This window comes from Paracoccus sp. T5, from assembly GCF_048538155.2.
Taxonomy (GTDB): Bacteria; Pseudomonadota; Alphaproteobacteria; order Rhodobacterales; family Rhodobacteraceae; genus Paracoccus.
The window spans coordinates 564,820-577,781 of sequence record NZ_CM135809.1 but is presented as its reverse complement, the minus strand read 5'-3'; the positions used below and the strand labels follow the sequence as shown (position 1 = coordinate 577,781).

General features: G+C 70.4%; 12 protein-coding genes. 7 read left to right on the top strand and 5 right to left on the bottom strand.

The window, feature by feature from the left end:
- Position 1: 1 nt before the first annotated feature.
- Complete coding sequence (locus tag ACNR9W_RS02905) at positions 2 to 295, top strand: I78 family peptidase inhibitor (protein ID WP_419269126.1); 294 nt, start codon at positions 2 to 4, stop codon at positions 293 to 295.
- Between the two features lie 58 nt (positions 296 to 353).
- Positions 354 to 686, top strand: a complete 333-nt coding sequence (locus ACNR9W_RS02900; protein ID WP_419269409.1) for a DUF2794 domain-containing protein — start codon at positions 354 to 356, stop codon at positions 684 to 686.
- 5 nt (positions 687 to 691) lie between these two features.
- Here the strand turns inward: ACNR9W_RS02900 and hrpB are convergent, their stop codons facing one another.
- Positions 692 to 3,157: an ATP-dependent helicase HrpB gene (gene hrpB / locus ACNR9W_RS02895; protein WP_458478608.1), complete on the bottom strand. Its 2,466-nt coding sequence runs from the start codon at positions 3,155 to 3,157 to the stop codon at positions 692 to 694.
- Positions 3,158 to 3,301: 144 nt separating this feature from the next.
- Here hrpB and ACNR9W_RS02890 point away from each other — a divergent pair, with 144 nt between their 5' ends.
- Both ACNR9W_RS02890 and ACNR9W_RS02885 read left to right on the top strand, forming a co-directional pair.
- A complete protein-coding gene (locus ACNR9W_RS02890) occupies positions 3,302 to 4,672 on the top strand; it encodes a YcjX family GTP-binding protein (RefSeq protein ID WP_419269129.1) in 1,371 nt (456 codons plus the stop codon).
- Complete coding sequence (locus ACNR9W_RS02885; protein ID WP_419269130.1) at positions 4,669 to 5,745, top strand: YcjF family protein; 1,077 nt, start codon at positions 4,669 to 4,671, stop codon at positions 5,743 to 5,745. The genes ACNR9W_RS02890 and ACNR9W_RS02885 overlap by 4 nt, the downstream gene beginning before the upstream one ends.
- On the opposite strand, the gene ACNR9W_RS02880 is transcribed toward ACNR9W_RS02885, so the two are convergent.
- From ACNR9W_RS02880 to ACNR9W_RS02865, 4 genes are all read right to left on the bottom strand, one after another.
- On the bottom strand, positions 5,742 to 6,203 hold the full coding sequence (locus tag ACNR9W_RS02880) for a GNAT family N-acetyltransferase (protein ID WP_419269131.1): 462 nt from the start codon (positions 6,201 to 6,203) through the stop codon (positions 5,742 to 5,744). The genes ACNR9W_RS02885 and ACNR9W_RS02880 overlap by 4 nt on opposite strands.
- Positions 6,200 to 7,675: an MORN repeat-containing protein gene (locus ACNR9W_RS02875; RefSeq protein WP_419269133.1), complete on the bottom strand. Its 1,476-nt coding sequence runs from the start codon at positions 7,673 to 7,675 to the stop codon at positions 6,200 to 6,202. Before ACNR9W_RS02875 ends, ACNR9W_RS02880 begins: the two co-directional genes overlap by 4 nt.
- Positions 7,676 to 7,765: 90 nt before the next feature.
- Positions 7,766 to 9,430 carry an MFS transporter gene (locus ACNR9W_RS02870; RefSeq protein ID WP_419269134.1) on the bottom strand — a complete coding sequence of 555 codons (1,665 nt, stop codon included), beginning with the start codon at positions 9,428 to 9,430 and terminating at the stop codon, positions 7,766 to 7,768.
- A gap of 63 nt (positions 9,431 to 9,493) precedes the next feature.
- Complete coding sequence (locus ACNR9W_RS02865; protein WP_419269135.1) at positions 9,494 to 9,742, bottom strand: GlsB/YeaQ/YmgE family stress response membrane protein; 249 nt, start codon at positions 9,740 to 9,742, stop codon at positions 9,494 to 9,496.
- Positions 9,743 to 10,046: 304 nt separating this feature from the next.
- On the opposite strand from ACNR9W_RS02865, the gene ACNR9W_RS02860 reads away from it, so the two are divergent.
- From ACNR9W_RS02860 to ACNR9W_RS02850, 3 genes are all read left to right on the top strand, one after another.
- Positions 10,047 to 10,994, top strand: coding sequence for a L,D-transpeptidase (locus ACNR9W_RS02860; protein WP_419269136.1), 948 nt, complete (start codon positions 10,047 to 10,049; stop codon positions 10,992 to 10,994).
- Positions 10,995 to 11,126: 132 nt separating this feature from the next.
- Positions 11,127 to 11,969, top strand: coding sequence for a hypothetical protein (locus ACNR9W_RS02855; protein WP_419269137.1), 843 nt, complete (start codon positions 11,127 to 11,129; stop codon positions 11,967 to 11,969).
- Positions 11,970 to 12,023: 54 nt separating this feature from the next.
- Positions 12,024 to 12,959 (top strand): lytic transglycosylase domain-containing protein, encoded by a 936-nt coding sequence (locus ACNR9W_RS02850; protein WP_419269138.1) that lies wholly within the window; start codon positions 12,024 to 12,026, stop codon positions 12,957 to 12,959.
- Positions 12,960 to 12,962 lie beyond the last annotated feature (3 nt).

Here is a 12,962-nt window from a genome sequence, read left to right as displayed (position 1 = left end):
CATGCGCCACCTTGCCATCCTTGCCGCCCTCACCGCCTCGGGCCTTCTGGCCGCCTGCGAGCCGGTGCCGGCCCCGGTCCAGCCCGCCGAACCCGCCATTCCCACCGACGAATGCGGCGCCACCGGCTTCAAGGGCCTCATCGGCCAGCCGCGCGACGTGCTGACGCAGATGAATTTCCCGCTGAACACCCGCGTGATCGGCCCCGACGACATGGTTACGGCCGATTTCCGCCCCGAGCGGCTGAACATCGAATACGGCCCCAACGGCCGGATCGACAAGGTCAGCTGCTACTGACCGGCCCCGCCGCTTTCGCATTGCCTTGCCGGAGCGGCGGTGTCACCATTCCGTCATGATGAATGCAAGCCCGCCGTTCCAGGCCGACCCGGACCGCGTCGTCTTCGACCGCAAGGAACTTGCGCTGATCCTGTCGACCTATGGCCGCTTTGTCGCGGCCGGGGAATGGCGTGATTACGGCATGTCCTTTCTGCGCGAAGCCGCCATCTTCAGCGTCTTCCGCCGCGCGGCCGAACAGCCGCTTTACCGCATCGAAAAGCGGCCGCGCCTGCGCAGCGCCCAGGGCGCCTATGCCGTGATCGCCATGGACGGCCGCATCCTCAAGCGTGGCCATGACCTGGAACAGGTGCTGAGGGTGCTGGAGCGGAAGCTGATCCGCAGCATCGACTAGCGCCCTCAGGTGCCGCGCGGCTTGGCGCGGGTGGTCGGATCGGCCTGGGTCGGGTCCTCGGGCCAGGGGTGGCGCGGATAGCGCCCGCGCATGTCCTTCCTGACATCGGCATAGGAACTGGCCCAGAACCCCGGCAGGTCCATCGTCACCTGCACAGGCTTGCCCCCCGGCGACAGCAGCGCGATCCGCAGCGGCCGGCCGCCCACGACCGGGTGGCGCGTCACGCCGAACAGCTCCTGCAGGCGCAGTTCGATCGACGGGTCGGCCTCGCCATAATCGATCGGCACGCGGCGCCCAAGTGGGGTCACGAAATGCGCCGGCACCTCCTGGTCCAGCCGCTGCTGACCCTGCCAGCCCAGCCGCGCCTTCAGCGGCTCGACCAGGTCCAGGCCCCGCAGATCGGCCAGCGTCCGCACCCGCCCCAGCCAGGGCAGCAGCCAGTCCCCGTCCTCCAGCAGCGCCGCATCATCAAGGGCGCCTTCCCCCGCCATCAGCGCCATCCGGGCGCGCAGGCGGGCCGCAGCCGGGGTCCAGCGCAGCCCGTCAAGACGCAGCCCTTCCAGCGCCGCCCGCGCGATGGCATCAGGGGGGGCATCGGGCCAGGGGTTGTCCGACAGGACCAGTGCGTCCAGCCGCTCCTGCTGGCGCGCCATCACCCGGCCCTCGCGCCGCGACCACTCGCACAGCCGCACCGTCTCGATCCGCGCCCCGTGCAGGTCACGAAGCGAGGTTTCGTCCAGCCGCGCCGCCATGCGGATGCGCGCCTCGCGCTGGTCTCCGTCCAGGTCCACCGCCACGATCAGGCGCTGGACCGCCAGGGGATCGGCATTGTCCATCACCGCGCCCTTGCCGCCCGAGAGGACAAAGCGCGCGTCGTCGCCCTTGCGACGCAGCCCGATCCGGTCGGGATAGGCCAGAGAGATCATCTCGCCCGCCGACATCCCACCCGCGCCCGAAGACCCGTGGGAGAGTCGGGCGGGATCCCCCCGATCGCCGCGGGAGGCGACCAGACGCCGCAGCCGCCGCGCTTCCTGTCGGATGCGTTCGACTGCCTGCCGGTTCATTTCAAAGGCATGGCGCGCGCCAAAGCCGCGCGGATCGCGCAGGGCCTCCAGCCGCAGCGCCAGATCGGTGCCGGCACCGCGCAGGGGGTCCCGGTCCGACAGCAGCGCCGCCAGGTCCGCCGCGCCCGCCCCCGCGCGGATCAGCATATGCGCCAGCCGGGGATGCAGCGGCAGGCGCGCCAGGTCGCGGCCATGTGCGGTGATGCGCCCTGCCCCGTCCAGCGCCTCCAGCGACCTCAGCAGGGCCCGCGCCTCGGCCAGCCCGCCCTCGGGGGGCGGCGTCAGAAAGGCCAGGTTGCCCGGCTCGGCGCCCCAGACCGCCAGTTCCAGCGCCAGGCCGGCCAAGTCGGCCACGGCGATCTCGGGCGGGGCAAAGGCCGGCAGCGCCCCTTCCTCGGCCCGTGCCCACATGCGATAGCAGATGCCCGGTGCCACCCGTCCGGCGCGGCCCCGTCGCTGGTCGGCCTCGGCCCGGCTGACGCGCTCGGTCACCAGCCGCGACATGCCGCTGCCCGGATCGAACCGCGCCCGCCGCGCCCGCCCCGCATCCACGACCACCCGCACCCCGGGGATCGTCAGCGAGGTTTCGGCGATCGCCGTCGCCAGCACGATCCGCCGCCGCGGCCCCGGCACCGCCAGCGCCGCCCGCTGCGCCGCCGCGTCCAAGGCTCCATAAAGCGGCAGCAGCTCACAGTCGCTGCCGCCCAGGGCCGACATCACGCGCCGGATCTCGCCCTCGCCCGGCAGAAACACCAGGATGGAACCGCCGGTCCCGCGCGTCTCGGCCTCGGCGCGCAGGATCAGGCGGGCGGCCTCGTCGACCAGCCGCATGCCCGCAGGCAGCGGTCGGTCCAGCCAGCGCGTTTCGACCGGAAAGGCCCGCCCGTCCGAGGTCACGACGGGCGCATCCCCCAGCAGCGCCGCCACCGGCCCCGCGTCCAGCGTGGCCGACATGACCAGCACGGCCAGATCCTCGCGCAGCGCACCCCGCGCCTCCCAGACCAAGGCCAGGCCCAGATCCGCGTTCAGGCTGCGCTCGTGAAATTCGTCGAAGATGACGCAGCCGACACCCTCCAGCGCGGGGTCGGACTGGATCATCCGCGTCAGGATGCCCTCGGTCACGACCTCAATGCGTCGGCCCGGAACGGACTCGCCCCGCACGCGGTATCCGACGCGCTGGCCCAAGGGTTCCGACAGCATCTGGGCCATCCGCTCGGCCGCGGCACGCGCGGCCAGGCGGCGCGGCTCCAGCATCAGGATGCGCCCGTCGATCCGGTCCAGCAGCGCCAGCGGCACGCGGGTCGTCTTGCCCGCACCGGGCGGCGCGACCAGCACCGCCCGCCCGTGCCGGTCCAGCGCCGTGCACAGGTCCGGAAGAACATCCTCGATGGGCAGGGCGTCGGACATGGCCGGGTGATAGCGTCCCGCGCCGGTCCAGCACAATCGCAATCCCTGCGGGGCAGTGCCATTCGCCCGCTACACATCCCCGTCCTGCGGACCTATCTTCCCGACGCGGCGTTAGGTGACGCGACACAGGCAGCAGGAACAGGCATGGGCATCGGCAGCGACGTGATGGAGGGTCTGGGCCTGACCGACCCGGTGGTGCGGATCGGGGTCACCGGACTGTCGCGGGCGGGCAAGACGGTGTTCATCACCTCGCTGGTGGCGAACCTTCTGGAACGCGGGCGGATGCAGGCCCTGCGCGCTGCCGCCGACGGTCGGCTGAAGGCGGTCTGGCTGCAACCCCAGCCCGATGACACGATCCCCCGCTTCGACTTTGAACGCCATTTGGCCGCCCTGACCGGGCCCGAGCCGCACTGGCCCGACGGGACGCGCCATGTCAGCCAGCTGCGCCTGTCGCTGCGGCTGGAGGGCGGCGGCCTGTTCGGCGGGCTGCGGGGGCCGCGCAACCTGCATCTGGATATTGTCGACTATCCGGGCGAATGGCTGCTGGACCTGCGCCTGATGGAGCGCGACTTTGCCCAGTGGTCGGCCGAGGTGCTGGAGCGGATCGACGGCCGCCCCGGCGCCGATCGCTTCCTGGCGGCCCTTGCGGCCGAGGATCCGGATGCGGCCTTTTCCGAGCCCCGCGCGCAGGACCTGGCCGACCTTTACACCGCCCACCTGAACGCGGCCCGCGCCGCCGGCTGGTCCGACTGCACGCCAGGCCGCTTTCTGATCCCGGGCGAACTTGCGGGCTCTCCGGCGCTGACCTTCGCGCCGCTGCCGGCCGCGCTTCAGGATGGCAGGCTGGGCCGGGAATTCCGCCGCCGCTTCGACGCCTACAAGTCGCGCATCGTCCGGCCGTTCTTTCGCGACCACTTTGCCCGGATCGACCGGCAGGTCGTGCTGGTGGATGTGCTGGGGGCGATCCACCAGGGCCCCCGCGCGGTCGATGACATGCGCCGCGCCATGGCCGACGTGCTGTCGGCCTTTCGCCCCGGCCGCGCAGGCTGGCTGGCGCAGCTTCTGGGGTCGCGGCGGGTCGAGCGCATCCTGTTCGCCGCCACCAAGGCCGATCACCTGCATCACATCCAGCACAACCGCCTGACCGCGATCCTGTCGGCCATGCTGCGCGAGGCGCGCGACCGGGCGGATTTCCAGGGCGCCCGGACCGAGGCCATGTCCATCGCCGCCCTGCGCGCCACGACTGAGGACATGATCCGCCAGGACGACGAGGAACTGCCTGCCGTGCGGGGCCGGCTGCTGGAAGGGCGGCAGGCGGCCTTCTATCCGGGCGAGCTGCCGGCGGACCCTTCCGCGCTGCTGCATCCCGCCCGGCAGGGGGCCGAGGCCTGGCTGGACAGCGATTATGCCATCATGAACTTTGCGCCCGCCCCCCTGACCACCCGTCCGGGGGACGGGCCGCCGCATATCCGGCTGGACCGGGTGGCGGAATTCCTGATCGGAGACCGCCTGTGACCGACCCCGTGAACCCGCCGCCCAAGCGGCCCCGCCGCCCGGTCCTGCTGGAGCTGGAGCCCGACGCCCCGGCCGCCCCGCGCGGTCCCCAGGCCCGGACCCTGAGCGAAGAGATCCCGAACCCCGCCGACGCCCCGGCCATCGATCCGCTGGAGGCGCCCCTGCCCCGGCCCCGCACGATGGAGATGGTGACCCGGCTGGTCGGGCGGCGCCCCTCGCGGCTGACCCGGCTGTTCCTGAACGCGGGCGTGGCGCTGTTCACCTTTCTTCTGGGCGTGGCGGCGCTGGATTTCATCAACCGGCTGCTGACCACCTATCCGCTGCTGGGCTGGATCGCGGTGATCCTTTTTGCACTGTTTACGCTGGCGGCGCTTGGCATGGCGCTGCGCGAATGGCGCGCCTGGCGGCGGCTGGGGCGGATCGACCGGATCCAACGCGCGGCCGGTGCGGCATTGGCGGGCCAGGACTTCGACGCGGCCAAGTCGGTGACCGATCAGTTGGTCAGCCTTTATGCCGGCCGTCCCGAACTGGAATGGCAGCGTCAGCGCCTGTCCGAGCGGCGGGGCGAGACCTTTGACGCCCAGACCCTGCTGACCTTGGCCGAAACCGAGATGCTGGCGGGCCTGGACCAGCAGGCCCGGCGCGAGATCGAGGCCGCGGCCCGCACTGTCGCCGCGACCACCGCGCTGGTGCCCCTGGCCTTTGCGGATGTCGCGGCGGCGCTGGCCGCGAACCTGCGCATGATCCGCCGCATGGCCGAGATCTATGGCGGGCGGGCCGGGGCGATCGGGGGCTGGCGCCTGGCGCGCACGGTGATGACCCATCTGATCGCCACCGGCGCGGTCGCGGCAGGCGATGACCTGATCCACACCGTCGCGGGCGGCGGTGTCCTGGCCAAGCTGTCGCGCCGGTTCGGCGAAGGCCTGGTCAACGGCGCCCTGACCGCCCGCGTCGGCATCGCCGCGATGGAGGTCTGCCGCCCGCTGCCCTTCCTGTCCCAGCCCCGTCCGCGCGTCGGCAGCCTGGTCAGCCGCGGCCTGCGCGGGCTATTCGGCGAGGAGGGCAAGAACTAGGGCCGGTCCAGCACCATCTTGTACCCCAGATGGGAATTGGCAAAGCCGAGCCGCTCGTAGAAACGGTGGGCATCCGTGCGCGAGCGGTCGGTGGTCAGCTGCACCATCGCGCAACCTTCGTCCCGACAGCGCTGGATCGCCCACTCCATCATCGCCCGGCCCAGCCCCCTGCCCCGCCCCTCGCGCGCCACCCGAACCGCCTCGATCTGGCCGCGCCGCGCCCCGCCGCGCGACAGCCCGGCGATGAAGGTCAGTTGCAGCGTCCCGGCGATGCGTCCGTCCAGTTCCACCGTGCACAAAAACTGGTTCGGGTCGGCATCGATGGCGGCGAAGGCCCGATGATAGTGGCTGTCGTCGCCCCCCTCGCGCCCGGCCCCAAGGGGGTCGTCGGCCAGCATCGCCACCAGCGCGGGAAGGTCGGCGGCGACGGCGCGGCGAAAGACCGGTTCGCCCGTCATGGCTGCTGGGCCTGGTTTTCGTCCGGCATCTGCGGCGTTTCGGCATCGGCGGGGGGTTCGGCTGCGGTCGGGTCGGCCTCGATCAGGCGGTTGTCCTGCCATTCGCCCGCGGCGACCTGACCGGTGGCATAGCGCATGACGCCCTGCCCCTGCCGCTTGCCTTGCGCGAAATTGCCTTCGTAGCGGTCGCCATTGGCATAGGTGGCGACGCCCTGGCCGTCGATCTCGCCGCCCTTCCACCCGCCTTCGTAGATAAAGCCGTCCGGCGTGGTCAGGCGCCCCTGCCCCTCGCGCAGCCCGTTGACGAAGGCGCCGGTATAGACAGTCCCGTCGGGATAGGTGGCCTGCCCGTCGCCATGGCGCTGGCCGTCCTTCCAGGCACCGGAATAGACATAGCCGTCAGGATAGGACATCCGCCCCTGCCCGTCGTTCCGGGCATTGCGAAAGCTGCCCTCGTAGACCATGCCATTGGCATAGGTGGCCTTGCCGTCGCCCTCGATCACGCCCTCGACCCACTGGCCCTCATAGGTCGAGCCGTCGGCATAGGTGATCTTGCCGGTCCCGTCGGGGCGGTCGGCGCGCATCTGGCCCAGATAGACCGAGCCGTCGGGATAGGTGATCTGGCCGCGGCCCTCCATCCGGCCCTCGACCCATTCGCCCACATAGACATAGCCGTCCGTGCCCGTGAAGGTGCCCTGCCCGTGCCGGCGGTCATTGGCGAATTCGCCGTCATAGACATCGCCATTGGCATAGGTGGCGATGCCCTTGCCCTGGCGGCGGCCGCCCTCCATCTGGCCCTCGTAGCGGTCGCCGGTCGGCTGGACCAGGGTACCGCTGCCCGACATCTCGCCGGCCGCCCAGATCCCGTCATAGGTCAGCCCGTCCGCCATCACCAGCTTGCCGCGCCCGGCCCGTTGGCCCGCCAGCATTCCGCCCTCATAGACCGCGCCGTCGGGATAGGTGATCTTTCCCTGCCCTTCCTTGACGCCCGCGTTCCATTCGCCGTCATAGCGATAGCCGTTGGGCTGGGTCAGCACCCCGCGCCCCTGGTGCAGGCCCTTGTCGAACTGGCCGGTATAGACCGAGCCGTTGGCATAATTGGCCACGCCCTCGCCGCTGATCTCGCCCCCGACCCAGCTGCCCTCGTAGGTGCCGCCGTCGGCATAGGTGATCTTGCCCCGGCCGTCAGGCTTGCCGCGCGCGAACTGCCCTTCGTAGACCGAGCCGTTGGGGAACTGCGCGCGACCCTGGCCCATGATCTGGCCTTCGACCCAATCGCCCTCGTAGCGATAGCCGTTGGGCAGGACATAACTGCCCTGGCCGTGCTGCACGCCGTTGCGGAAGGTGCCCTCGTAGACGCCGCCGTCATCGTATTGCTTGGTGACGACCTGCGCGCCCGCGGTCGCCGTCATGCCCATCAGTGCCAGCGCCACCGCGCCCACAGCCGTCGCTGTCCGAGTTGCCGATCTCATCGCCTCTGCCCTCATGGTGTCTTGAGGGCGGGTTTACCGCAGCTGGGCCATGGGCGCAAAGCCCGTCTTGCCGCGGCGCGGAGGGAGGGTTCAGGGGATCTCCAGCTTGCCGACCAGGGGGACGTCGTCCTGGGGACCGACGCTGTGGCGTTCGATCATGCGGTGGACGACGGGATCGCCCTCACCGCGGTGCAGGGCCCGCAATGCGACGGTCACCTCGGCGTCCGACTTGGTGCGGCGCAGGTTGTGGCGGACATATTCGTCCCAGGTTGCGATGTGATAGCTTTCGCTCCAGCGGTCGGGATGTTCCAGGTCGCGCAGCAGCGCCCAGTTGCGGGCACCGTCCCGCCTGCGGATATTGCGCCGCTGACGCATCAGGCGCAGGAACTCGGCCACATCGTCATGGTCGATGCTGTAGTCGACCATCACCATGATCGGGCCGGAGCGCCCGCGCAGGTCCAGCCGCAGCGCGGGTTCGCGAAAGCGGTTCACGGGGTCCAGATCGACGGTCCCGAATTCCGGCGCCCGCAGCCAGAGGCCGATCACGCCGCCAAAGACCAGGATGCCACCCGCACTGATCAGCGCCACGTCCAGCCCCTGGGCCCCCGCCACCGCACCCCAGAGCCAGGCTCCCGCCGCCATGCCGCCGAAGGTCGCGGTCTGGTACAGCGCCAGCGCCCGGGCGACGACCCAACGCGGCGTGGACAGCTGGACCGTCACGTTGAACAGCGACAGCGCCAGCACCCAAGATGCCCCCGCCGGCAGCATCGCCAGCGCATGCAGCCAGACGGATTCCGTCAGCCCCAGCAGCAGCGCCGCCACCGCAAAACCCCCGAAGGCCATCCGGACGACATGTTCATTGTCCAGCCGCGCCCGGATCCGCGGGTTCAGCAGCGCCCCTGCGATCGCGCCGATGCCGTAGCAGCCCAGCAGGCCCCCGAACAGCAGCGACCCTCCCTCGGGGTGGCTTTTGGCGACCAGCGGCAGCAGGGCCAGCACCGCGATGGCGGCAAATCCGAACAGCGCGCCGCGCAGCATCACCCGCATCAGGTTCGGCGACAGCGCGACATAGCGCAGCCCCGCCCCCATCGCCGCCAGGAAGGGCTCGGGCGTGGTCACGCGCGGGGCCAGGCTGGGCGTCCACCGGGCCATCGCGCCCAGCAGGGGCAGATAGCTGACCGCGTTCACTGCGAATGCCGCCGCCGCGCCAAAGGCCGCCACGATGAAGCCGCCGGCCGCCGGGCCGACGCTGCGCATCAGGTTGAAGCCGACCGAGTTCAGGCTGACCGCCGCCGGCAGGTCCTGACGGGCCACAAGGTCGCCCATGCTGGCCTGCCAGGGCGGGTTGTAGACCGCCTGCCCCGCCCCCAGCAAAAAGGTGAAGGCCAGCAGCAGCCAAGGCGTCAGCCAGCCGTTCCAGGCGACGACGGCCAGCGCGACCGACACGGTTGCCATGAAGATCAGCGCCGTCATCAGCAGCGTCTTGCGGTCAAAGATGTCGGCCAAGGCGCCCGAGGCAATGGCCAGCAGCATCACCGGCAGCGTGTTCGACGCCTGCACCAGCGCGATCAGCGTGGCGCTTTCGGTCAGCTGCGTCATCAGCCAGGCGGCGCCCACCGCCTGGATCAGCCCCCCGAAGTTCGAGATCAGCGTGGCCGACCACAGCAGCCGGAAATCGCGATAGCCAAAGGGGGCAAGCGCGCCGCGCGGACGGGCGCGGGCCAAGGCATCATCTGGCGGGTTCGGGCTGGTCACGTCGTGCTGCTCGTTCTGGCGGGCGACCCCGGGGGCCGCCCGGTCCGGGAAAGGTCTATCGCGTCACCCTGCCCGCTGAACCAGGCGCAGGACAAGCAGCAGGATCACCGCGCCCAAGGTCGCGTGGACGATCGCGCCCAGCACCGAACCCGCCGCGCCGAAGCCGACCGCCGGGAACAGGAACGAAGCAATCAGCGCCCCCACGATGCCCACGACGATATTGACCAGCAGGCCCTGCCCGCGGCCCCTGACCAGAAGGCCGGCCAGCCAGCCGGCGATGGCACCGATGATCAGTGCGACGATGATGTTCATCTTGAATGATTCCCTGGAATGTTGCGGCAACCTGCGCGCGTTCCGGAAACCAAACCACACGGCAAGTTGTTCCGCTGCAGTGCAAACTTGATGGGGCTGACGCGGCGCGGCCACATAGTTTGGGTTGCGACGCGCCATGGGGGTCACGATCGCCCCGCCGGGCTTGACGCGACTGCATGGTCGGGCCCATGGAACGCTATGCGAATCGCGCATGATGGCACCGCCGTTGTCGCGATAGAAATTTGATGCTGCCTCGGCCCTGTCTCTGCCGGCGGGACCGACGATGAACAAGGAACATTCAACAATGCGCCTCGCTTTTCTCTTTACGGCGCTGGCCTTGGGGCTGGCGGCTTGTGGTCCCTCCCAGGAAGCAGCGGCCCCTGCGCCGCAGCAGCCGGTGTCGATCCCCGAGATCTACCAGTCCCGCGTCGACCGCGGCCCCAACGGCGACGTCATCCAGATCCCCGCCATCCGCGCCGCTTATCTGATCGACCGCAACCGCCGCCAGACCGTTCCTTACAACGGCACCGAAACTCCGGGCACGATCGTGGTCGATCCCTATGCGCGCGTGCTGTACCACGTCCAGCCCGGTGGCCAGGCGATGCGCTATGGCGTTGCCGTCGGCCGTGCCGGCAAGGGCTTCGAGGGACGCGCCACGATCGCCCGCAAGGCGGCCTGGCCCAGCTGGCGCCCGACCGACAACATGCTGAAGACCGAGCCCGAGCTTTACGGCCAGTTCGCCGGCGGCCTGTCGGGCGGCATGCACAACCCGCTCGGCTCGCGCGCGCTCTATCTCTATCAGGGCAACACCGACACCTATTACCGCATCCACGGCACGATGGACCCCTCGTCCATCGGCAAGGCGACCTCGGCCGGCTGTATCCGCCTGTTCAACCAGGACGTGATCGACCTTTTCGAGGCGGTGCCGAACGGGACCGAGGTCGTCGTGCGCTCCGAGGCTGAAAGCGTCCGGATGGAAGGCCCGATGATGGAAACCCCCGAGGGTTACGTCGTCCCGGCCGTCCAGGCCCAGCCCGTCATCGATCCTGCCGCCGCCCCGGTTCAGGCCACGGCCCTGGCGCCGGCGCAACCGGCGGTGGATCCCTATGCCGCGATGATGGCGACCCCGACTGCCATGCCGACCGCAGCGCCGGAGCCGATGGCGATGGACACGACCGCCGTGACCGATCCCTTCGCCACCGCAGATGCGGGCTTTGTCTCGCCCGTGGAAAGCGCCGTGCCAAGCTGGTGATCCGGCGACCCGGTCCCGCAGGCGGATGATGATGAGACAGGCCCGGCGCATGCCGGGCCTTTCCAATTGCAAATCCCGCGTTCTGTGCGCAATGTCCTGACACATCCAACCCCTTGATCCGAAGGCCCCGCGATGCCCAATCACGTCAAGCGCGAGCAGGAAATGCTGAACAAGGACCAGCTGAGCCTCAGCGAGCAAAGCCGCCATCCGGCACTGGCCCGCCTGGACGACCCGGCCCTTTATGACCTGCTGGAGCAGTTGCGCAGAGCGCGTGACGAGGCCAAGGCCGGCGCGGACGCCAATGATGAGCCGGCCCGCATGATGACCGCCGGCATCCGCCGCGTGGAGGCGGAGCGGCGCAAACGCGGCCTGCCGGCCCGGCGCGAGGCCGCCTCCGCCATCCAGGCCACCGCGCCGACCGCTTCCACGGTGGCGGCCATCGCGCCCGCCGCGGTCAAGACGGCCACCAAGCGCAAGCGGGCGACCGTGTCGCGCAAGCCCGCGGGCCGCAAGTCGGCCGAGGCCCGCAAGACGGACCTGCGCACCGAGCCGCATCGCATCCCCAAGCGGCGCGCCACCGCACCGGCCCCTGCCGCCGAGGTCGAGGCCCCGGCCGAGGACCTGCCGCCGGTTCCCACCTCCGTCCCGGCCGAGGCCAGCACGGCCCAGATCTTGCGGAAGGCCCGCAAGGAGGCCGATAAGGTCGCGCGCAAGGCGGCGAAGAAGGTGCTGAAGGAGGCCGAGAGCGAAGCCGCCAAGGCCGACCGGAAGGCCGCGAAGAAGGCCGCCAAGGAAGCCCAGAAGGCTGCCGAAAAGGCGGAGCGCAAGGCCGCCAGGAAGGCTGCGGGAACAGCTGAGACGCCCAAGGCTGCCAAGTTAAAGGGCGATGGCAAGAAGACGGGGGGCAAGGGCAAGGCGGCAAAGGGCGCAGGCGCCAAGTCCGCCAAGTCCGATCCCGCCAAGACATCCAAGTGACCCGGCGCGGGCCGGCCTGATCCTGCCCCGCCGGCGAAAGACCTGATGACCCTCATGTTCCAGCTTTTCCTCCGTCTTGCCCTGGGCGCCGCGCTGCTGGCGCCTGCCGCGACCGGCGCATCGGCGCGTCCAGCCGTTGATGCGCTGGACGGGCGGGCACCGCCCCGGGTGACCGAGGATCTGCGCTGCAGCGATGACGGGCGCGACTGCATCCGCAAGGACAGCTATGCCGCCGATGTCTGCAAGCTGATCGAGCGAAATGCCAGCGAACAGGGGCTGGACCCCGCCTTCCTGGCCCGCCTGCTGTGGAAGGAGAGCCGGTTCGAGCCCTCTGCCGTCAGCCCCGCCGGGGCGCTTGGCATTGCGCAGTTCATGCCGGGAACGGCCGACCTCTACTGGCTGGACGACCCCTTCAACCCGGCCCAGGCCATCGGCAAGGCGGCCTGGTACCTGAGCCAGCTGAGCCAGCGTTTCGGCAATATCGGCCTGGCGGCGGTTGCCTATAACGGCGGCGAGAACCGCGCCGCGCGCTTTGTCGCCCAGCAGACGACCCTGCCCTATGAGACGGTGGATTACGTCGAATCGATCACCGGCTTCAGCGCCCATCGCTGGCGCGACAACCCGCCCGCACCATCCGACCTCAGGCTGGCTTTGGTCCCCGACATGCCCTTTCGGAAATCCTGCGAGAAGATGGCCGGCGACCGCAAGCTGCGCGAGTTCAACACCCAGCCCCCGGTCATGCCCTGGGGGGTGATCGTGGCCAGCCATCCCAGCCAGGCGGGGGCCGCGCAGCAGGTGGCCCGCCTGAACCGCACGCTGCGGCCGATCCTGGATGGCGGCGCGCGCGTCGGATACGTGCGCAAGCGGCTGAACGGCATGCCGCGCGCGGTCTACACTGCGCAGGTCGGCTATCAGTCCCGCAACGAGGCCGCGACCTTCTGCGCCCGCTTCCAGCGGCTTGGCGGGCGCTGCATCGTGCTGAGGAACTAGGCG